Raw genomic sequence first — 19,241 nt, 5'->3', positions numbered from 1 at the left:
CAGGTCGCGGACCGGGACGCCGCCATCACCCGCGCCCGCCAGGCCGGCCTCGACGACGCGCCGCGGTCTGTCCTTCGGCGCCGAGCGCATCCGGCACCATCAGACCCGGCCTGCGTGATGGCCGCGACTCGGGGCGGTAGCCGAAGTGCAGGACCAGACGAGTGGTCCAGCCGTTCGGGTGGACGCGGATCTCGGTGTGCCAGGGCGGGCAGTGCTTCGGGTCGTCGGGTGGATTGTGGTAGTCGGCCTCGATGATGGTGACGCCGCGGCATGCGAGCACTCGCGTCAGCGTCATGCGGACACCGGCGGCGAGGCCGGCCTCGAGGTTGCGCCGTTCTCCGGCGACTCCCCGGCATTCGTATCCTTTGGCCGGCACGCTGACGATCACCTCGGGCGCGCAGTCCTCGAAGTAGACGTCGGCTTGCCCGAGCAGCGTCATCGCCTCGACGGCGGAGGCACGCTCCCGCCAGATGCCGCCCTGCACCGCCGCGTAGTCGGGATGCATGGTGACCGCGGTCGCGCTCAACGCCGTGGACAGATAGTGCCGCCCCTGGTTGAGCCTGCTGCGCACCGTCCCGACCGGGAGGCCGAGGACGTCGGCGATCTCGGCGTACGACGCCCGCCGCGTGAAGTAGCGCAGCATCACGGTGGTGCGGATGTCCTCGGGGAGCTTGGCTAGCGCCGTCCAGACCCAGTCCCGGACGGCGAGGGCCTCCAGCTCGGCTTCGGGACCGGGATCCGGCCCGGCCCGGTCCGGCAGCAGGCACGGGATCTCCCGGGTACTCCGGAGCTCCATCCGGCAGACGTTTCTGACGATACTGCGCAACCACGGTCCGACAGCCGAAGGGTCGCGGAGGTCGCCGAGCCGCCGTAGCGCGACCAGGTAGGTCTCCTGTACGGCGTCCTCTGCCCGTACGCGGTCGCCCAGGATGGTGAGCGCCGTGGCGAGGAGGGCTGCCCGATGCCGGTCGAGGACGGCTCCGAGGCAGGCCGCATCTCCGCGTCGGGCACTCTCCACCAGGTCACGGTCGGGCTGCGAAGTGCTCTCCACGTTTCCAGGATGCGCCCGACGCCGAAAAGGTTCGACGGCCCGCCGCGATCGAACTTTGCGCGCTGGGCTGCATCTTGTAAGGCGAGGCAGGTCCAGGCGCAACCCAAGGAGAATTCGATGCTCACCAGCCCCACGAGGGAGATGTTCGAGGTCCGCCGGGACGCTACTGCGCAGCCCCTTCAGCTGACCGTGATTCTGGGCGATCCCGGTGCGCCGGCGCTGTATGTCCTGGACGCCGGCTTCCTGCTCGACGTCACCGCAGGGGTTATGTCGATGTTGCGGACCATGGCCCGGCTCGTGGGCGAGCCGTTCCCGGACCTGACATTGGTGGGGATCGGCTATCCGACGGACGATCCCGGGCAGATCTTCGCTCTGCGCGCCCGGGACCTCACCCCCACCCGCGGGCAGCTGACCACCGCGATGAACCTTCCTCCGCTGGATTTCGGCGGCGCGGAAGAGTTCCTGTGCACCGTCGTCGACGAGGTGGTTCCGGCTGTCGAAGCGCGGTACGAGGTGGACGGCGTACGTCGTGGTCTGGCCGGCTTCTCATTTGGTGGCTTGTTCGGCATGTACACCTTGCTGCACCGGCCGGACAGCTTCTCCGACTACCTCATGGGCAGCCCGTCCTTGTGGTGGGACGACGGCCTGCCCCTTGTCTGGGAGGAAGAGTGGGCCGCGAAGCATGCCGACCTGGCCGCCCAGGTGTTCCTGTGGGTCGGGTCCAACGAGCAGCTGATCGGTGACTCCTGGAAGAACGAGCGATTCCCGCTGTCGGTACTGCAACGACTGGCGCAGGTCGACCGGGTTCAGGACCTGGCCCAGCGACTCGACGCGCGCCGCTACCCAAGCCTGAGAGTCGACTGCACTGTACTCGACGGGGAATACCACCTGACCGCGCCCGCCGCCGGACTCACCCGCGGCCTACTCGCCGCCTTCGAGCGAGATGATGCAAGATTCGGGCGGTGAATCTGTCTGGTCAACTTGTCTCCGCGCCGTCGATGACGCCTGGATGCCAATAACCCAGCAGGACAGCCTGCATCGCGAACAAGTCGGACCCGAAATGAGCCAGCCGCGCGCCAGGTGTAGCGTCCTAGGCGATGGCGCTTGCGATCCACCTGCTTGGCATACCGACCGTTGAGCGGGACGGTCAGCGTGTTGTGCCACCGAAGGGGCGCAAGGTGTGGGGACTGCTCGCCTACCTGTTGTGCTGCGATCACCCGGCGGGCCGTTCCCAGGTCGCGCAGCTGCTGTTCGGCGAGGCGGACGACCCCCTCGGAGCGCTGCGCTGGAACCTCGCGCAGCTACGGCGGTTGCTGGGCGAGCCCCAGCTCCTGCGTGGTGCCCCGCTGGAGCTTCGCTTGCCGAGCGGCACGTTCGTCGACGTCAGGGCCATCACGCGCGGGACCTGGTTGGCGGGCGTCAGGGTGCCCGGTCTGGGGCGAGACCTGCTCGAGGGTATGGACTTCACCTCCAGCCCGGCGTTCGAGACATGGCTGATGTCCGAGCGGCGCCACGTCAGGGCAGCCTCGGAGGCGGTCCTCCGCGAGGCGGCGCACGCCCGGCTCGGCTCAGGTGACACGAAGGGTGGCGCCGAGCTCGCCGCACGACTCGTGCAGCTCAACCCGCTGGACGAGGGCTTCCAGGCCCTGCTCATCCGGGCGCTGAACAGTGCCGGGGACCACAGCGCGGCCCGGCGCCAGTACGACGCCTGCGTTGCGCTGCTGCGGGCTGAGATCGGCGTGGAACCCGGTCCGGAGCTCGCGGCAGCCGCCGTTGCGTCCGCCGGGTTGTCCGCGCCGGCGGCCGGCTCCGCGACGAACCGGGCGCGCTGGGAGCTCGAGGCGGGACAGGCGGCGCTCGAGGCCGACGACATCGAGCCCGGGCTCAGGCACCTTCGGCGCGCGGTCGCCGAGGCACATCGGTGCGGGGGCGTCGAGACGCAGGTAGAGGCCCTGGTCGCACTGGGGTCGAGTCTGATCACCGCGGTGAGGAGCAGGGACGAAGAGGGATCGGCGGCGCTGCACGAAGCGATCTCACTCGCCCTGAAGACTGGGCAGCGGTCGCTGACCGCGGCCGCCTGTCGCGAGCTCGGGTTCGTAGAGTTCCTGCGCGGACGCTACGACCGGGCCGTGCGCCTGCTCGAAGACTCGCTGGCCGACACCGAGGACGACCCCGCGGGGCACGCGACCGCCTTGGTCCTCTTGGGGGCCTGCTTCACCGACACGGCCAGGTATCCGGCGGCGATCGAGCACCTCGCCGCCGCGGTCGCCCTTTCGGAGGGTCTCGATGATCCACGCCCACTCACGCGTGGCCTGGCCTTCTCGGCCCGCGCGCACCTCCTGAGGAGGGACCTCGCCCCGGCTCGAGAGGCTGCCACGCGCTCCCGCGATCTCGCGCGCGAGTCCTGGCCGTCGTACCTGCCCTGGCCCGCGAGCCTGCTCGCCGAGATCGATCTGGAGGACGGGGATCTCGACCGCGCCGGACAGGGCTTCCATCAGGCGTTCGAGCTGGGCTGCCGGCTCGAAGACCCGTGCTGGGAGGCCATGGGCGCCCGCGGGATCGGGCGGGTCGAGGCGGCGTGCGGGAACACCGAGGGTGCGATGGCGTGGCTGCTCGATGCCGGCGTGCGCGCCGGGCGGCTCACGGACGCCTACCTGTGGGCGCAGGGCTATGCCATCGACGCCCTGTGCACAGTCGGCATCGACCGTTCCACGCCGGAGGCGACGAGGTGGGTCACCGACCTCGAGTCGCTTGCAGCGCGGACAGGCATGCGAGAACTCCTGGCGCGCGCCTACCTGCACCGGTGCCGGCTCGGCGACGACGCGGCTCGGATCCCCGCGACCCTGCTCGTCGCGGACATCGACAACCCGGCACTCCGGGCGCTGCTCCCGGCCGTCGGCCGCTCACACGCAGATTCACACGCCCAGGCCCCACAGTGACGGCGCAGGACCCACCGAAGGGAGGAGCAACCATGGCCGAAGTGCTGTTCGTCCGGATCACGAGCGACCTCGAGATCGCGGAGTTCGACCGGCGGCTGATCGAGCGCCGGCCGCTGTTCCACGACGTACCGGGCTTGGTGCAGAAGGTGTACGGCCGGGACCGCGCGACAGGAGACGTGTGCGGTATCTACTTCTTTGACAGCGAGGACGCACTGGCCGGCTTCCGCGAGTCAGAACTCGCCCGAAGCATCCCCGCGGCCTACGAGGCGCGGGACGTACGGCGGGAGACGTTCGACGTGCTCTGGACCCTGCGGCCGGAACGCGGACCCTTCCAGGTCACGGATCGCCTGGCAGACACGCCATAATCCGTGGCCTGCACGGTTGCGGTGTGCGGCCTCAGCCGTGTGGGCCCGCAGGGCGTCGAGGGGAGCGCGTTGGTCGGGCCGGTGTGGCGAGATCAGGGATCCCTAAGCCGAGAGCGCCAAGATGTGCCAGCCGCAAGGAGTGGCCCTGGACTACTATCACGCCGCCTATCCTGGTGTCGGTTCGGGCCGCGATGGCGTTCTCCGTGGCCGGGTGGAGCGCGCCGGCACGTTCTACCTTCAGGTGACCGCGCAGGGTGGTTACAACGACCAGGTGCGCTTCATCACCGTACAAGCCGACGAGCTGGCCGCATCCAAGGTCAACGCGCGCATCCCGCTAGCGTTGCTGATGCTCATCACCGCTGGCGCACTGCTCGTGCTGCGTGACCGGCGCGCCTGACGATCGACGCCTCGATGAGTAAATGAACCAAGTCACAACGGATGTCGTGAACCCAACCACGGCGCCAACCACAACGCCAAAAGGCACCATGAAAAGTGCGACGTCGGGAGCCTCTTCATCGACGTAAAGCGCCACCCACAAACCTACAAGCAGGGCACCAAGGATCGCACCGCCAACACCGGCGGCCAGCCAAACGAGCCAGGAAACCCCAGCTGAGGACATACAGCAATAATAGTTCCTAGGCCTCGGCTCTGAACGACACGCGGCCGGCAAAGGTGTCGTGCGAGAGTCCGTAAGCTTCGGCAGTGGCTTCGGAAATCAACACCGAGCAACGAGTTGTTGATGATGGTGTGGTGCCCGCCGGTCGACGCCCGTCCTATGAGGAGCTTGCTGGGCTGGCTGCGTCGCAGCAGCGCAGTTGTGCGCGATGCCCAGCTGTCTGTCCACCGCAGCCAAACATGGCCAGCAACTCCTCGAGGCCCACGGTCAGAACCATCGCCATGCTCGCCGAGGGCCGCCCATGGCCGCCCGCAACCCAGTGACCTGACCAGTTGCGCCTCGTGAGCAGTGGGGAGTGACGTATTCGGCAGGGTCAAGTGCTGGGTGGCGGTGGCCCCTCCGCCGCTCCCGACGCTTACGTACCTGCGGCGAGGGGTACGCCGCACAGAGGAGCGGAACCGACCCCCGACACTCGCTCGCCCCTGAACCGCCGCGTGCGGCACTCCAGCTGCAGGGTGGGTTCAAAGACTGTCCTTCACCGGCACGCGGTTCTTACCGGCGTAGCGTGGCGCTGTGTCGGCCGAAGCGAACAAGGGCAGCGAGCAGGTGCGGAGCGCGGAGCTCGTGGCGGCCCTGTGCCTGGCCACTGACCTCGGCATGGGCTTTCCGTTCGAGCACGGGCTGCATACGACCCTCATCGCGATGCGGCTCGGCGACCGGCTCGGCATCGACCGCTCTACGGCGTTGCAGACCTACTACGCCTGCCTGCTCTCCCACGCCGGCTGCACCACCGATGCGCACGTCACCGCCGAGATCTTTCGCGATTCCTTGACCGCTCGATTCAATCCCGTGATGTACGGGCCGAGGCGCCGGATGCTCTCCGGACTTCTGCGCTCGCTGCCGGAGCCCGGTAGGGCGGCGCCGGTCCGAGCCCTCCAGGTCGCCCGCAGGCTGCCGAGAGTGGCGCGGGAGGTCCCCCCGCAAATCGCCGCGGCCTGTGAGGTGGCGGCGATGCTGGCCGGCAGGGTGGGCCTTCCCCCCTCGGTTGCGGGTCTGCTCGCCTTCATCACCGACCGCTGGGATGGCAGGGGACTGCTGCGCCGCGCCAAGGGGGAGCAGATCCCTCTGCCGATGCGCATCGTCCACGTCGCCACCGACGCCGCCTTGCAGCGTGTGCTGGTGGGGGCGGATGCTGCGGTGCGTGTCGTGCGCGAGCGCGCCGGAGGTGCGTTCGATCCCGAGGTCGCGGCCTGTCTCGCCGACAATGCCGACGAGATCCTCCCCTTCGACGAGCCAGAGTCGTGGGAGGAGACGCTTGCCCGCGAGCCTGGCCGACAGCGCATGCTGACCGGCGAGGGGATCGACCGGGCACTCGCGGCGATGGGCAGCTTCGCCGACCTCATCTCACCGAACCTGGCTGGTCACTCCGCCGGCGTCGCGGAGCTGGCGGAGGCAGCCGCGCAACGCTGCGGCATCGGTCTGGAAGGCACGACTACGGTGCGCCGCGCCGCGTTGGTTCACGACCTGGGGCGGGTCGCGATCGGAGCGCAGATCTGGGAGAAGCCGGGGCCGTTGAGCGCGGACGAGTGGGAGCAGGTCCGCCTTCACCCTTACCACACCGAGCGCATCCTCTCGCGCTCCTCCTTCCTGTCCGCGCTCGGGGCTGTCGCCGGGGCACACCACGAGCGCCTCGACGGGGTCGGCTATCACCGTGCCGTTTCGGGTGCCGACCTGACAATGCCGGCACGCGTGGTCGCGGCGGCCGACGCGTACCACGCGATGACCGAGCCGCGCGGCCATCGCCCCGCCATGCGGTCAGCAGACGCCGCGGCCGCGCTTGCCCGGGAAGCTCGGGCCGGACGGCTGGACGGCGACGCGGTCACGGCAGTCGTCGAAGCAGCCGGACAGCGAGCCCCGCGGCTCCAGCGCCCGGCTGGACTCACGGAGCGCGAGGCGGAGGTGATTGCCATGTTGGCACGAGGACTGCAGACCAAACAGGTCGCCCGTGCGCTCGGCATCTCGATCAAGACTGCCGACCGCCACGTCCAGAACGCCTACCGCAAGGTAGGCGTCTCCAGCCGCGCCGCGGCGACGCTGTTCGCCATGGAGCACGGGCTTGTCGCGTGGGGAGAACTCCCGATGGTACGGCGGCCGACGCGCTCCTAGCATCTTGTCGAACGGTCGATCCGGGCCGACGCGCTTCACCCGAGCGAGGCAGGCATGCGGTGATCACCGCGACGATCGACGAGTTGCCGAGACCAACGGACGGGATCGCGGTCGGCGGAGTGGCGACCGGTCGGCGTCCTGACCCTCCGGGCAGGCGACAGGTCCGATGCGGCAGCGATCGGGACACTCGGCGCCGCGCGGCGGAAGCGAAAGGACGGGAGATGAACATCAGCGTTGCAGCTCTCGACGGAGGCAAGCTGAAGGTGCGGCAGACCGAGGTCGAGGAACTTGGGACCCGCCTGAGAGGAACCGCCCTGCTGGGCGACCCGGGTAACACCGATGGCCGCGGCGTCTTCAATGCCATGTACACGGCGGAACCTTCCTTCACGGTGTACTGCGCAACGACATCTGACGTGGTCCAAGCCGTGAAGTTCGCCCGGGAGCGGGGACTCCTCGTTGCGGTGCGCGGCGGCGGCCACTCCATCGCCGGCCTGTCAACCGTCGATGGAGGCATGCTGATCGACCTCTCGGCGATGAGCGCTGTCGTCGTCGACCCGGAGCGGCGCCTGGTCGATGCGCAGGGAGGCGCACTGTGGGGCCACGTCGACCGTGAGACCCAGCTCTTCGGCCTGGCCACACCCGGCGGCTTCGTCGCCGACACGGGCATCGCCGGGCTCACGCTGGGAGGTGGCTACGGTCATCTACGCCGTCGCTACGGGCTGAGCTGCGACAACGTCGTCGAAGCCCAGGTCGTGGACGCCGAGGGGAACATCCACAGAGCCTCCGCGGAGGCGAACCCGGACCTCTACTGGGCCCTCCGGGGTGGAGGCGGCAACTTCGGGCTCGTTACGTCGTTCAGATACCGCCTGCACCCCGTGGGGCCGGAGGTGGCCTTCGCCGCCTGCTTCCATCCGATCGAGAACGTCGCCGAGCTCCTCGGTTCCTGGCGGTCATTCGCAGCGAGCGCCCCCGACGAGGTGTCGTCGGTCTTCATCACGGTGACACTCCCGGAGAATCCGCACGTGCCCCAGCCGGTGCAGGGACGCGCCTGTGCCGTGATGGCTGGCGTCCATGCTGGGGATGTCGAGGACGGCATGAAGGCCCTCCAGCCGATCCGGGACATCGGGACCCCGATCTTCGATCTGTCCCAGCCGATGCCCTACACGGCCGTCCAGTCGGCCTTCGACGCCCTCTACCTCCGGGGCAAGCTGCGTGCCTACTGGAAGTCGCAGTACGTCGACGACTTATCGGACGAGGTGATCGGGGTTCTCACCGATGCAGCGCTCAGCCGGCCGGCGCCGCTGTCGGAGGTCAACCTGGCGCACATGGGCGGAGCCATCGGCGCGGTGGGTCCGGAGGATTCGGCCTTCCCGGAGCGCTCCGCACCCTTCTTAGCCGCCTTCGTCGGCTACTGGGACGATGCAGCCGGGGATGACGAATGCATCGCCTGGGCGCGGTCGGCGTGGGACAACCTCGCCAGGTTCGGGACCGGACGGAGCTACTTCAACTTCACCGGCCTGGCGGGCGAACCGCCGTCCACGGCCGTGGACACTGTCTACGGGCCAAACTTGACGCGCCTCAGGCTGGTCAAGAAGGCCTACGACCCGGACAACTTCTTCCGCCGGAACAACAACATCACGCCCGCGTCGTAGCCTTCGGGGCCGGGACGCAGCGTGGTTCGTTGACCTGAGCAACGAACCAAGCGGCCGGTGACCTGACCGGTTTCCTGAGCCTCAGATGTCAGCGAGCGGGGCTCGTAGCGGGCGCGGAGCGCCGATTCGGGAGGGTCCCGGGGCGGAAGGATCTGCAGGCGGCGCGGTGGGTCGTTCAGACCAGTCGGTGCACGTAGGCGAAGGCCGCGGCCGCCGTCCTGGAGCCGACGTCGAGCTTGGTGAAGATGTTGGACAGGTGCCGGGCCACAGTCTTCTCCGACAGGAACAGCGCGGCCGCGATCTCGGGGTTGCTCCTGCCCGCCGCTACCAGGCGCAGCACCTCCAGCTCGCGGGGGCTGAGCCCGCCTGGGACGTCGATGTCCCCGAGCAGTTCGGCAACCTCTCGCTCGGCCGGCGCGGCCGCAAGCGTTGTGAACGTCCGTCGCGCCTCGGCGAGATCGCCTGTCGCGGATGCCTCGTCGCCCAGGAGCCGGAGCGCTCGCCCGACCAGCACTCGGCAGCGAGCGGCCTCGTATGGTGCGTCCAGCCGGGCCCACCCCTCGAGCCCGGCCCGCGCCGAGGTGAGGGCACCCGCTGCGTCACCCGTGGCAAGTGCCACCCGGGCAGATGCGCCGCTCGCCGCGGAGAGCAGCGCCGAGGACCCGAACGACCGCGCGAGCCCATCCAACTCCTGCATGGCCTCGGCGGCGCCGTCGACGTCACCGGCCGCGATCAGCACCTCGACCGCGGCCGGTAGCAGGCCCGATCGGGGGACCGGGTCCCTGACCTCGACGAGCAGCCTGCGCACCGCCGCCTCCGCCTCATCCACGCGGCCCCGGCTCAGCCACAACAGCACCCGCCCGGGCTGCGCGTGGTGCCCGTGCTCGGCGGCCTCGTCGTACGCCGTGTCCGCCGCGTCGTAATCACCGCGGAGCCGGTGGGTTTCCCCGCGCTCGTAGCAGGCCAGCCCGACCGCCTGGTGGCCGCCCGCGGCGGCGTACCGGGCAGCCGCTCGGTCGAGTTCCACCAGGGCCTCGGCGTAGGCGCCGTGCAGCCGCATCAGCTGACCGCGGTGCACCGCGCACTGGCCGGTGAACGCCACCAGGCCGGGCTGGGACTCGCACCAGGTGGTGAGGGCGTGGGTCCACTCACCAGCCCGGCCCAGGTCCGAGATCTCCTGGCAGGCCTCGATGGCCGAGCAGTACACAAGCCCGGAGTACAGCGGTGAGACCTCACCGGCCAGTACCCAAACCATCGCCTCATCGAGCAACCTGAACCCGTCGGCGACCCGCGCTGAGTAGATCGCCAGCCGGCCCTCGAAGCTGAGACCGACGGCCAGCAGGTCTGCGTCGTGGAACCGTCGCCCGTAGTCGGTGACCTGCCGCGCCAGTGCCGCGGCCTCCGCGAGCTCGCCCTTCATGATGTGGCCGAACCCCTGCATCTCGAGCAAGTAGCCGCGCTCGACGACGTCGCCCTCGACCTCGTCCAGCAGCCGCTGCGCCCGTGCCACCCAGCCGCTCCCGATGGCAACCTCTCCGCCTTCGAAGAGCAGAGTGGCCAGCCAGAGGGCGGAGCGGGCGGCCCCGAGAACATCGCCGTCGTCGACGTTCGCCTTGTAGGCCCGCTGCGTCGCCTGGACGCAGTCGTTGCGCTGCCCGAGAAGGTACGCCGTGATCGCGAGCGCCGCGAAGTCACCAGCGCTGAGGTCGGACTCGTCCAGACCCGAGAGCGTGCGGTACGCCGAGACCCACTCGCGTCGCTCGTAGGCCTCCCGGGCCCGGTGCAGGTCGTCGACCACGCCCATCGCGCATCATCTCCGCTTCTGACGATAGCGAGTAGGGCCCGCGTGCTGGGATTCAGGCAGCGACTCGGGGCCGGTTCCGGCTGCGGTCCGCGATCCTGCCGGCCACGTACGCCGCGTCGCGCCCGACGCCCGGCAGCACCATCGAGCTGAACGCGAACTGGAAGATGAGCCCGCAGAAGAAGAGCCCTGGCGCCTCGTCGACGACCCCGCGGTACTCGCGCGGCCAGCCCTGCTCGTCGAAGACCGGCAGATCGATCCACTCGAAGTGGTGCTCGAACCCTGTACACCAGATGACCGTCGTGACGTCGAGGACGGTGCCGTCGGCCAGCGTCGGCTTTCCCTCTGCCGATGCCCCGGTTACCCGTTGCTCCAGCCACCGCACTCCCCGCTCGGCCAGGTGACGCCGCTTGATCCGCGCCGTCGGGGCGCCGTGGTGCGGGCCGCGGAGATACCGCATCACCTTGCGTCCCGGCGGAGTGCGGCGCGTCAGTACGTGGTTCGCGACCAGCACCACGAGCGGGGTGAAGATCCGGTCCCATCCCGAGCCGGGGGCGAACGGCTCGTTCCCGGTGTAGCGACCGCACAGGGTCACCGGCAGGTGCTCGGCGATCTCGTAGGCGATCTCGCAGCCGCTGTGCGACGCCCCGACCACGAGCGTGGGCCCGTCGCTGAGCTGGGATGGGTGCTGGTACTCGGTGGAGTGCAACTGTCGGATGGACGGGTTCAGCGCGCCCGCGAACTCGGGCACGTGGGGGGTGCGCCCCCGGGTCCCGGTGGCCACCACGACGTTGTCGCAGGTGATCGCTTCGGCGCCGAGGTGGGCGGTGAAGCCGCCTCCCGGTCCTGTCTCGAGCCGGTCGACCCGGGTCTGCAGCCGGACCGGCAGGTCCATGTCGACGGCGTAGCCCTCCAGGTAGTCGCCGACCTCGGCCTTGCCGGGGAACGACCACGGGTCACCCGGAAACGGCAGTCCCGGAAGCCCGTCGTACTTCGCCGGCGTGAAGAGCCGCAGGGAGTCCCAGTGGCACCGCCAGTTGTCACCGACTCGTGCGTTGCCGTCGAGGATGAGGAACTCTCGCCCGAGTTGCTTGAGGTGGTAGCCGGTAGCGAGCCCGGCCTGGCCGGCCCCGATGATCAGGGTCTCGATGTGCTGAGTGGTCATGGAACGCCTCCTTCACGTCAGAAAGACGCTAGGAGCGCGCGACCCGCCGCACATCGGGCTGGATACCCACTGCATGTCACCCCAGTGGGTAAACCGAACCACGAGCGCCGCGCGACGGCACCGACTGGTCAAGCCGCAGCGGCAGACTGGCACAAGCTCGAAGTCATCACAGACCCCGCCGGCTTGCCCGCCCGGCTGAGCAGCGCCCGGCTGAGCAGCGCCCGGCAGGAGCGGCAATCCGAACGCAGTAACTGTTGGCCGCTGGATCACGGGCCGAACGCGGACCCGCCGCACCCTCCGCCCGGCGAAGACGCGTACGGGCTACTTCGGCACGATCTGACTGAGTTGAATCAACTCCGGTGGCTTGGACAACCAGTTCGGCAGCTTGCTCATGGCCTCGGCAATGTAGGGCGCGTCCGTGTGCGCCTTCAACGCCTCTGCGTCGCGGTAGCGTTCCACCCAGACGTAGGTGTGAGGCTCTGTCGGGTGCTTATGCAGCACGTACAAGATGGTGCCTGGTTCATTCGCGTGGACCGTCTGCGCAGTGGCGGCCGCGAACTCGACAAACGCCTGTTCGTGCTCAGGCTTGATCGTCATCGTGCCGACGAGCGTGATCGCATCCGAGCTTCCGTTGGCGCTTGAGGATGCCGTTTCCTGCACTGGTCTTTCCCTTCGTGCCTCGGTGGCGCACCAGGCGGGCGCGCTTCGACCCCGGCGCTCTGACCCCGACCAAAGGCTCATCGCAGTCCGCATGGCAACTCCAGACAACCATGGCACGACCCCACGGATTTGGCGATGCGCCCGAATAGGACGACCCCCGCGTATCCCGGGATCGCTCCGAGACCGTCGCGGACCGGCCCCACGGCGATCGCGACCGCCTCCTCGTCCTCCACCGACGGTGCGGCCTCACCGACACTGTGCGCTGTTTCGCGGTATGGCCAACGAACGGGATCGCTGCACTGATCAACGCGATCCAACGGCCACGAGGCCGCTACCGCCGGTTGGCCCTCTTTCCGCGCCGCGCGTCGTGCTCCCGCAGCCCGCCAACTCGGCGCGGACGGGCTGCCGTCAAGTCGGGGCAGAGCTGTCACCCGCCGGACGACGGTTCCTCCTGGCCTCGACGTTTTCGGAGCTCGTCGGCCCGAGTGGTGAGCACGGCCTCGATCTCGGCCGCGGCGGCGCTGGCCCCGTCCTGCGTACGGAGCCGGGTGCCGATGGATATGGCGGCGGCGCGGTGCGGGCCGTCGGAGAGCAACGTGCGGATGGCGTCCCGGATCCGCGCGGGCGGCGCCGTCGGCGGCAGCATCAGACCGGCACCCGCGGTCGCCACCGCGGCGCCGACCGCCGGCTGGTCGCCCTTGGCAAACAGGGGAAGCACCAGCAGCGGGAGTCCGTGCGCGAGGGCGCGCATCGTCGAGGAGTGCCCGCCATGTCCCACGACGAGCGATACCTCCGGCATGACATCGTCATGCGGCAGACAGCGGTGCACGTCGACGTTCGCAGGGACGGTGAGTGCGGCCGGGTCGACGGCGCCGCCTGTCGTGGCGACGGCACGGACCGGTAGGTCGGCCAGCGCGTCGATGACGGCCTGCAGAGCCGCAGCCTGCCCCGGGCAGTCCATCGTGCTCATGCTGACAAGCACTGCAGGGTTCGGCGGCGCCGCCTGCCGGATGTTTCGGCCCTGCACCAGGCCGATGTAGCGGACGTTCGTCGGCAGCGGTCCCACTCCGGCAGGGTTGAGCTCGCGGTCGGACGCGACCAGCACGCGATCGGCAGCAGCCCAGAGCGGACCGGGTCGCATACCGCGCAGGGTCGCGAGGGCACCGATCGGGCCGCGCGCCCACGCCGAGGTCAGGAAGCTGTGGAACACGTGCACGAGCACCACTGTCGGCAGGCCCGAGCGCACTGCGGCGCGCAGCGCAGCGAGGCTCATGCAGTCGACCAGGACCAGCTCGGCAGGGCGGTGGCGCAGGGCCGCCCGCACGTCCTCTGCGGGTCGCGGGTCGGTGAACAGCCTCAGGGAGGAGATGAGGAACGCCAGCCCCGAGCCGATCCGCTCCGGCGTCCACGGAAGCGCGTGCACGTAGGGCGCGAACATGAGCCCGTTTCCCTCCACGGTCGCGCGTTGTTGCGGGTGGCCCAACACACGGACGTCGTGCCCGCGATCCCGCAGTTCGGCGCCGATGCCAAGCATCGGAGGAACGTTGCCACCGCCGTCCCATGTAACGATCAGAATCCGGGCCATCGCGGTTCCTTTCTCAGGAGGCGGGCAGCACCGCCCGCACGAGGTGGAGCATCCGCTCCGCGGTAGTGGCCTGGTCACGTCCGGCGTCGCGTCGCAGGAGCTTCCAGGTGTAGAGGTCGGTGGCGACGACGAGCAGATCTACGAGCGCGTCCGGGTCGGCGCAGCCAGCGAGCTCGGCGGCGAACGTCTCGGTCACCCACTCCCTGTGGAGCTTTCGCCCACCGGCGACGACCTTGGCGGAGGCGTCGTCAACGTGCTCGCGCGACATGATCGCCAGCATCCAGTCGCCGGTGCGTTCGCAGAAATCCGTGATCGTCCTGACGGCGGCGGCGACGTCTCCCGCCGGCGTAACCCACTCTTCCCGTACCTGAGCGCGACGGTACTCGAGCGTGGCGGCGAAGAGATTCTCCTTGCTCCCGAAGTGGCGCAGCGCGGTCTGCACGCTGACTCCGGCCCGATCCGCGACGTCGGCGAGGACGATCTCCAAGCGGAGCCGCTCCTCCGAAAGGGCGACGACCGACTCCATGATCCGGCGCCGCGTCGCCTCGGTCGACTCGGCCCGAGCCCGCATCGTGTAAGTGCGCGTTGATTTCATGTCACTGTCGATTAACGCAAAACCATTGTTTGATGTCAATGGGTGTTCACGTCAAAATGTTGGGCGACTGCTGCGCGGCGCGTGGTACGAGTGAAGAGGGACGAGCTTCTTCAGTCGACGCTGCAACGGCTACGGGCTGCGCACCGAACCTCGAGGCGACGCGCGCCTGCGAAACTCGCCAAGGGTAAGCAATTGGGCGGTCGCCATCACCACCGCCATCGCGCTGTACCAGGCCCCGGGCGCGCGGTCCTTCGAGTCGACGCCTGGGCCGGCCAGCACGGACCCATCGGCAGCGCCGGCACGGGTGGCCCTCGCTTACCCCAGCGGCGACTGGTGCGGTCGCCGCCGGACACCCGGCCGCTGCCGGACGTGTCGATCTACGACCAACTGCTCCCTAGCCGCCGTGCTGCCCAGGCCCGATCCACCGTGGTTCTCGCGGAGGCATGCCTCCGGCGTCAGGAACCGGGAGGGCCAGAGGTCGCAGAGCGCTGGGAGCGACTGGCGCGGTACCGGTGGGTGAGTCGGGATGGTATCGGCGCGCATGAGGCGTACGGGACGTCGATGTGTGCGCTGGCTGCCGATGCGCCCGTGCCGGTGCGGGCCCGGGTGCTGTCTGGCTACGCCTGGTACCTGTCGATCGCCAGCCAGACCGAGGACGAAAGAGGTGCTCGCAGCAGGCCCTTGCGCTCGCCGAGAACTGCGCCGAGCGACTGGAGAATTGCCGGGCTCTGCTCGCCTGGGGCAATGCCCGCCTCGGCGGTGAGGACGGGTCAATTGTACTGCTGTTGCCATAGGAAACGTTCGAATGTCGCTGCTGATTCCTGCGGTGGGTTGGCTGGGTGAATGGCTGTCCGGGCTGCTGGTCCGGGGATTGTCGGTCGCGACGTAAGCGCGGTGGCGTTGCTGCAGCGCAGTCGGCGCTCGTCCACGTGGCCCAGGAGATAGGCATTAGATTGCTGACGGTCTCACGCCGGCTTGGTGCCTGCGGCAACCAGTACTCCGGCCGGGGCGACGAGTCCCTCCGGGGTTTCGAACGATTTGAGCACCCCCGCCACCTCGGCCCAAGCGGCGGCTCGCACGGCCTCGGGGCTGTCGGCGAGGACGGCTCGATACGCGCCGAACGCCTCTTGCATCATCGTCAGTGTTTCCGTCGCCGACGGCAGGCGCAAGGCGGTGTCCAGGTCGCGTTGAACGACGCCGACGAAACCACTCCCTGTCAACAGCTGCTCGAGAATCCCGGGGGCGCCGAGCGAGAAGATTCCGGGTTGCCCCGGCGACGGCGGCGTCTTGCCGGCGTGGCGCAGCAGGATCTGCATCGTCCGTGCCATGAACGGATTGGCCGCCGGCGTGGTGAAGACCACCACGCCTACTTTTGCTCCGGGTCGCAGCGCGCGCCGCACCGCCGCAAGCGCCCGCGCCGGGTTGACGAAGAGCATCAGGCCAAGCCGGCAGATGGCCGCGTCGAAGCTGTCAGCGGGCAGGTCCAGCTCCTCGGCGGCGCCGACCAATGTGGTGACATTGGCGAGGCCGGCGGTACGGGCGTTCTCTCGGACGTGGTGCAGCATCGTGTCGGAGATGTCGCTCGCCAGGACGTGCCCCTGTGCTCCGACCCGGCGGGCAGCATCCAGCGTCTGGCTCCCCGCGCCGCTGGCCAGGTCGAGCACCCGGGCCCCCGTGTCGACGCCGGCCATGTCCAGCATCGTCTCGGTGGCAGGTTTCATCCAGGCGGCGACCGTCGGCTCCCACCGAGCCCACCCCGGAGCTGCCGACTCCCACTGTTGACGTGCGTCCGCTTGCTGCATGGTTCCTCCTGCTGGGCCGGTTCCGAGGCCGACCTCATGCTCAACCCCGATGCGCGATCAGCGCCGATCTCCACAGCATCGCCAGCCCGGCACCGCAAGGCAACGGATCGACCCATCCGGACCCGCAGCGCAGGCACCGACAGCGGTACTGCGCATTTCATCATTTGTTCCCTCCGGTGTGTCCGGTGCGGCCCCACGATTGGAGGAGTGTGAATGTCGTACCCCAGCGGTTTGGGTCCTTGAGCTCGTTTTCCGCGTTGGCGATGAGCTGTTTCAGCTCACTGGGATCCACGAAGGTCTGCAGCTTGGGCTTAAGGCCGGCGGCCATCTGAAGTGGCAGTCGTAGGTAGGGATGTCCCGGCGGTAGGGCCAAGACCTCGGCGCGAACTTCGGCGTCGATGCCAACCGCGCGGAACAGCTGGAGATGTTTGCGGCCGGCGTCGGGGTCCCCCATCGGCGGAAGGCTTCAACCATGTGCTGGATCAGTTCCTCGGCGGCCGGCGCCGAGGGATTGAAATGCCACGAACTGATATCGGGATCCTCCAACACGACAACGCCACCGGGCCTGGCCAGGCGCGTGTAGATCTCGACCTGTTCGGAAACACGGCCGAGTGGTGTCAGCTCGAAACGGGCGTGGACGAGATCGAAGGTTCCGGGCTCCAGCGCGCTGGCGAACAGATCGTCCTTGACCAGTCTGACGTGGCGAGACCCTCGTCGGACACCATCCTTTCCGCGCTGGCGAGCATTCTGTCGTCGATATCGGTGCCGACGACCTCGCCCTCGGCTCCGACCCATTCGCTGAGCAGGCGCAGCCACCCCAGCACTCCACACCCGATGTCGGCGACCAGACCACCGGGACAGCTCCCCATCTCAGCGAGGAGGCGGAGGCCGCTGGGCTCCCAGACGTGCGACTGCAGTTGCAGGCGCTCCGATTCCGAGGGCTGGTCCGCCAGCAAGTACGTCGAGGAGGTCATGACACTCTCCGTTCGCGAGGACTCGGTTTGATCGCAATGTGCGCGCAGGAGTGGCAGCGAACAAGTGCGGAGTTTGAACTCGTGGAGATGCGCAGGCGGAACGAGTTCAGATCTTGAACTGCCGGCGGTGCCTGACCGGTGTCAGGATGACGGTGTGCGGACCTACGGTCAGTTCTGCCCTATCGCTCGAGCATCAGAGCTGCTCGGAGAGCGGTGGTCGGTCATCATCGTCCGCAACATCTTGATCGGTTGCCGAACGTTCAACGAGATTGCAGACGGTGCACCTGGCCTGTCCCGGGGCTTGCTCTCCAAACGCTTGCGGGAGCTTGCCCGCGCCGGCGTGATCGAGATACGGGCCAAGCCCGACGGTCCCGGATCGATCTACCAGCCCACACAGGCCGGCCGAGAGCTCTGGGAGGTCATGTCTGCCCTACAACGTTGGGGGTCGAGATGGGCGGAGCTGACACCCGAGCACGCCCATCCCGGCGTTGTCCTGTGGTCCTGGGCGACGGGATACCTTCGGCGGGACCGGCTCCCGAAACGGCGCGTACTCATCGCTTCGACTACCCCACCTACTCCAGGATCGGTGCCCGTGCCGGCGGCTGGCTGCTCATCGAACACGGCGACGCGGAGATCTGCGAGACGCATCCCGGCGGTCCCGAGGACCTCGTCGTGGTCGTCAACGATTCTCTGGCGTTCGCACGCTGGCATCTAGGACAGCTCCCCTGGGCCGCGGCGCTGCGTTCCGGCGCGATCGAGGTGCACGGCTCGCCGGCGCTGGCCCGCGCGCTCCCAACCTGGAACAAGTGCGTCGAAGCTCCGCTGGCTCAACCAACGCCGACGCCATAACCAGGGCCGCGGCACTGGCCGAGAGGTTCGCTCTCCAGCCCAACCGCTCCGGGTTCGAACAGTCAGGTCACCAGGATTCGCTCGACGTTCTTGGTGGAGAAGAACTCGGTAGGCGACGTCAGCCCGGCGGCCACCCTGGCGAACGCGTCCATGGCGGTTCGGCTCCTGGACACTGCGCCGAGCCACTGCTGCATCTCCGGTGGTGGCGGGTCCAGCGAGGCGAGCTGGGCGGTGAACTCGAACATCGGCATGACCTATGCGTCCCTGTTCTCCTGGTAGTCCTTCATCGCCACGTCGAACGTCCGCCTGCCGGTGAAGGTCTCGTCGAGCGCTTTGCGCGCTCAGCTCGGCGTCCCGGAAGGCGTCCTGAATGCCTTGCGCGGTGATGAAGTCCTTGATGTATCCGGCGTCACCGACGAGGGCCCATCCAGGGCCGTGCGGTCTGCGGAAGAAGTTGGGAACCGCTGTTCCGACGAGGCGTTCCACGCGGGCCGCGGACGTGGCGCGTTCGGCGAACGACGGCACCAAGGCCATGGTGGCGAGATAGCCGGCCTCGACGTTCGACCGGTTCGCCTCGAAGTCCCGCATCGGCAGACCACAGATGACTACGGTCAGGTCGTCGTGCGTCGGCCAGGCTGCGAATGCCCGATCTGGACGGATGTAGGTCTCGAACCGGCCATGCATCTCCAGCCCCTGCCAGTATGAGTAGTAGCTGCACTGGAGTTTGGGCTTCTCGGCGTACGTGACGGCACCAACGGCTCGGGCCACCTTCGAGTGGACTCCATCCGCGCCGACGACGACCCGGGCGTACTCGGTGACGCTGCGCCCGCCGGCACCGCGGCCGGTGATGCCCGTCACGGCGTCGCCCTCGATCACGACGTCCTCGACCGTGAACGCCTCCCGGACCTCCGCGCCCGCCTCGACTGCCGCCTCCACCAGCATCTTGTCCAGGACCGCACGACGCGGCGCGAGAGCCGTTGCCGGCCGGAGATCTCTCGATCGTGAAGGGCCCGAAGTCGAA

17 protein-coding genes and 2 pseudogenes are annotated in these 19,241 nt (G+C 68.8%); 8 read left to right on the top strand and 11 right to left on the bottom strand.

The genetic code is table 11. The features are described from left to right. Window positions 1-25: 25 nt before the first annotated feature. Complete coding sequence (locus tag ABD255_RS17700) at window positions 26-1,051, bottom strand: RNA polymerase sigma factor (RefSeq protein ID WP_344215181.1); 1,026 nt, start codon at window positions 1,049-1,051, stop codon at window positions 26-28. A gap of 117 nt (window positions 1,052-1,168) precedes the next feature. Here ABD255_RS17700 and ABD255_RS17695 point away from each other — a divergent pair, with 117 nt between their 5' ends. The 6 genes from ABD255_RS17695 (at window position 1,169) to ABD255_RS17670 (ending at window position 8,789) form a co-directional block, all read left to right on the top strand. Next, window positions 1,169-2,017: an alpha/beta hydrolase gene (locus tag ABD255_RS17695; RefSeq protein WP_344215179.1), complete on the top strand. Its 849-nt coding sequence runs from the start codon at window positions 1,169-1,171 to the stop codon at window positions 2,015-2,017. A gap of 131 nt (window positions 2,018-2,148) precedes the next feature. Further along, window positions 2,149-3,990: an AfsR/SARP family transcriptional regulator gene (locus ABD255_RS17690; RefSeq protein WP_344215177.1), complete on the top strand. Its 1,842-nt coding sequence runs from the start codon at window positions 2,149-2,151 to the stop codon at window positions 3,988-3,990. Window positions 3,991-4,022: 32 nt separating this feature from the next. Next, a complete protein-coding gene (locus ABD255_RS17685; protein WP_344215175.1) occupies window positions 4,023-4,355 on the top strand; it encodes a YdhR family protein in 333 nt (110 codons plus the stop codon). Between the two features lie 139 nt (window positions 4,356-4,494). Next, window positions 4,495-4,752, top strand: coding sequence for a hypothetical protein (locus ABD255_RS17680; protein WP_344215173.1), 258 nt, complete (start codon window positions 4,495-4,497; stop codon window positions 4,750-4,752). 792 nt (window positions 4,753-5,544) lie between these two features. Continuing rightward, window positions 5,545-7,137, top strand: a complete 1,593-nt coding sequence (locus tag ABD255_RS17675; RefSeq protein WP_344215171.1) for an HD domain-containing phosphohydrolase — start codon at window positions 5,545-5,547, stop codon at window positions 7,135-7,137. Window positions 7,138-7,358: 221 nt separating this feature from the next. Continuing rightward, window positions 7,359-8,789: an FAD-binding oxidoreductase gene (locus tag ABD255_RS17670; protein WP_344215169.1), complete on the top strand. Its 1,431-nt coding sequence runs from the start codon at window positions 7,359-7,361 to the stop codon at window positions 8,787-8,789. A 175-nt stretch (window positions 8,790-8,964) separates the two neighbouring features. Here ABD255_RS17670 and ABD255_RS17665 read toward each other — a convergent pair whose 3' ends face one another. From ABD255_RS17665 to ABD255_RS17630, 8 genes are all read right to left on the bottom strand, one after another. Next, the gene (locus tag ABD255_RS17665; protein ID WP_344215167.1) at window positions 8,965-10,593 is read right to left on the bottom strand and encodes a LuxR C-terminal-related transcriptional regulator; all 1,629 of its coding nucleotides are present in this window, start codon (window positions 10,591-10,593) and stop codon (window positions 8,965-8,967) included. Between the two features lie 52 nt (window positions 10,594-10,645). Further along, a complete protein-coding gene (locus tag ABD255_RS17660) occupies window positions 10,646-11,755 on the bottom strand; it encodes a flavin-containing monooxygenase (RefSeq protein WP_344215165.1) in 1,110 nt (369 codons plus the stop codon). Between the two features lie 321 nt (window positions 11,756-12,076). Next, a complete protein-coding gene (locus ABD255_RS17655) occupies window positions 12,077-12,415 on the bottom strand; it encodes a putative quinol monooxygenase (RefSeq protein WP_344215163.1) in 339 nt (112 codons plus the stop codon). Between the two features lie 427 nt (window positions 12,416-12,842). Next, complete coding sequence (locus ABD255_RS17650) at window positions 12,843-14,000, bottom strand: glycosyltransferase (RefSeq protein ID WP_344215161.1); 1,158 nt, start codon at window positions 13,998-14,000, stop codon at window positions 12,843-12,845. Between the two features lie 13 nt (window positions 14,001-14,013). After that, entirely contained in the window at window positions 14,014-14,595 is a 582-nt protein-coding gene (locus tag ABD255_RS17645) for a TetR/AcrR family transcriptional regulator (protein ID WP_344215159.1), read from the bottom strand. A gap of 965 nt (window positions 14,596-15,560) precedes the next feature. After that, window positions 15,561-16,286, bottom strand: coding sequence for a class I SAM-dependent methyltransferase (locus tag ABD255_RS17640; RefSeq protein WP_344215157.1), 726 nt, complete (start codon window positions 16,284-16,286; stop codon window positions 15,561-15,563). A 271-nt stretch (window positions 16,287-16,557) separates the two neighbouring features. Continuing rightward, window positions 16,558-16,851, bottom strand: a complete 294-nt coding sequence (locus tag ABD255_RS17635) for a hypothetical protein (protein WP_344215155.1) — start codon at window positions 16,849-16,851, stop codon at window positions 16,558-16,560. A 163-nt stretch (window positions 16,852-17,014) separates the two neighbouring features. After that, complete coding sequence (locus tag ABD255_RS17630; protein WP_344215153.1) at window positions 17,015-17,371, bottom strand: class I SAM-dependent methyltransferase; 357 nt, start codon at window positions 17,369-17,371, stop codon at window positions 17,015-17,017. A 64-nt stretch (window positions 17,372-17,435) separates the two neighbouring features. On the opposite strand from ABD255_RS17630, the pseudogene ABD255_RS43710 reads away from it, so the two are divergent. Both ABD255_RS43710 and ABD255_RS17625 read left to right on the top strand, forming a co-directional pair. After that, window positions 17,436-17,819, top strand: a pseudogene (locus tag ABD255_RS43710) (winged helix-turn-helix transcriptional regulator); the annotation flags it as partial. 47 nt (window positions 17,820-17,866) lie between these two features. Continuing rightward, window positions 17,867-18,220, top strand: a complete 354-nt coding sequence (locus tag ABD255_RS17625) for a hypothetical protein (RefSeq protein WP_344215151.1) — start codon at window positions 17,867-17,869, stop codon at window positions 18,218-18,220. A 62-nt stretch (window positions 18,221-18,282) separates the two neighbouring features. On the opposite strand, the gene ABD255_RS17620 is transcribed toward ABD255_RS17625, so the two are convergent. Both ABD255_RS17620 and ABD255_RS43705 read right to left on the bottom strand, forming a co-directional pair. Continuing rightward, window positions 18,283-18,471: a hypothetical protein gene (locus tag ABD255_RS17620; RefSeq protein WP_344215149.1), complete on the bottom strand. Its 189-nt coding sequence runs from the start codon at window positions 18,469-18,471 to the stop codon at window positions 18,283-18,285. 412 nt (window positions 18,472-18,883) lie between these two features. After that, window positions 18,884-19,162: pseudogene (locus ABD255_RS43705) on the bottom strand (NAD(P)/FAD-dependent oxidoreductase); the annotation flags it as partial. Between the last annotated feature and the right edge of the window lie 79 nt (window positions 19,163-19,241).

Origin of the sequence: Kribbella sancticallisti, from assembly GCF_039530625.1 — a bacterium.
GTDB lineage: Bacteria > Actinomycetota > Actinomycetes > Propionibacteriales > Kribbellaceae > Kribbella > Kribbella sancticallisti.
Note: the sequence above shows the minus strand (reverse complement) of the source record. Positions and strands in the feature narration are given on the sequence as shown.

Bases quoted from the DNA above. Each gene is read 5' to 3' on its own strand.
- ABD255_RS17635 (WP_344215155.1), bottom strand. From the start codon at position 16,851: ATGGGGGACCCCGACGCCGGCCGCAAACATCTCCAGCTGTTCCGCGCG.
- ABD255_RS17695 (WP_344215179.1), top strand. From the start codon at position 1,169: ATGCTCACCAGCCCCACGAGGGAGATGTTCGAGGTCCGCCGGGACGCT.
- ABD255_RS17630 (WP_344215153.1), bottom strand. From the start codon at position 17,371: ATGACCTCCTCGACGTACTTGCTGGCGGACCAGCCCTCGGAATCGGAG.
- ABD255_RS17685 (WP_344215175.1), top strand. From the start codon at position 4,023: ATGGCCGAAGTGCTGTTCGTCCGGATCACGAGCGACCTCGAGATCGCG.
- ABD255_RS17665 (WP_344215167.1), bottom strand. From the start codon at position 10,593: ATGGGCGTGGTCGACGACCTGCACCGGGCCCGGGAGGCCTACGAGCGA.
- ABD255_RS17660 (WP_344215165.1), bottom strand. From the start codon at position 11,755: ATGACCACTCAGCACATCGAGACCCTGATCATCGGGGCCGGCCAGGCC.
- ABD255_RS17620 (WP_344215149.1), bottom strand. From the start codon at position 18,471: ATGCCGATGTTCGAGTTCACCGCCCAGCTCGCCTCGCTGGACCCGCCA.
- ABD255_RS17640 (WP_344215157.1), bottom strand. From the start codon at position 16,286: ATGGCCGGCGTCGACACGGGGGCCCGGGTGCTCGACCTGGCCAGCGGC.
- ABD255_RS17645 (WP_344215159.1), bottom strand. From the start codon at position 14,595: ATGAAATCAACGCGCACTTACACGATGCGGGCTCGGGCCGAGTCGACC.
- ABD255_RS17670 (WP_344215169.1), top strand. From the start codon at position 7,359: ATGAACATCAGCGTTGCAGCTCTCGACGGAGGCAAGCTGAAGGTGCGG.
- ABD255_RS17690 (WP_344215177.1), top strand. From the start codon at position 2,149: ATGGCGCTTGCGATCCACCTGCTTGGCATACCGACCGTTGAGCGGGAC.
- ABD255_RS17650 (WP_344215161.1), bottom strand. From the start codon at position 14,000: ATGGCCCGGATTCTGATCGTTACATGGGACGGCGGTGGCAACGTTCCT.